The 640-nt window shown below is 35.8% G+C and carries 1 protein-coding gene and 1 pseudogene; both read right to left on the bottom strand.

Annotated elements, in window-relative coordinates; genetic code table 11:
- On the bottom strand, nt 1–245 hold a 245-nt coding region (locus tag GMD1S_RS08675), incomplete at its 3' end, for a YSIRK-type signal peptide-containing protein (protein ID WP_000410703.1).
- 250 nt (nt 246–495) lie between these two features.
- Nucleotides 496–640, bottom strand: a pseudogene (locus GMD1S_RS08670) (short-chain dehydrogenase); the annotation flags it as partial.

Here is a 640-nt window from a genome sequence, read left to right as displayed (position 1 = left end):
TCGACACTTGCAGCATCCTTGTGCTCTGCTACAGCTTGATTTTCTTTTTCCTCCACTGCCGGACTTTCCTCTTTTGCTTGTTCAACAGTGTGAGTAATTGGAGTTTCATCCGCGAAAACTGGTGATTCTCCAATGACACTTCCTCCAAATAGAACCGCACAGGTTCCAATCATGACAGAGCAAGCGCCTACGGCAAACTTACGAATGCTGTAGACTCTTTTACGATTCCAATGGCCTTTTTCCATAAAATCCTCCTTTAGTAACCGCTTCCATTTATTTGTAAGCGTATTACTTTTTCATAGCCTTTTACCCTTATTTTATAAAATAATATAGGAAATTTCAATACCCTAAACACAAAAATCATATTTTTGATTGTTTTTTCTAAAATTTGTAGAAGATTCGAAAAAAGTGAATGTAGATTTAGAACAAAAACAAACAAATTTTTGACACTCAGTTCAATATTATAAAAAAAGTTCCTTTTGTAAGGAACTCCTTTTACTTATAATTAAAGATCCCCCCTGCCAACTTATCAGCTAGCTTGGGAAAGAGGGTATAAAACTTATGGGCTAGATTCAACAAAACTGGGAGATTGAGTTCCCGTTTGTTTTTTCCTATGATTTTGACAATCTTTCTAGCGACT

Source organism: Streptococcus sp. GMD1S (assembly GCF_000296875.1).
Classification (GTDB): Bacteria; Bacillota; Bacilli; order Lactobacillales; family Streptococcaceae; genus Streptococcus.
The sequence above is the reverse complement of the archived record's forward strand: the minus strand, read 5'-3'. Positions and strand labels throughout refer to the sequence as shown.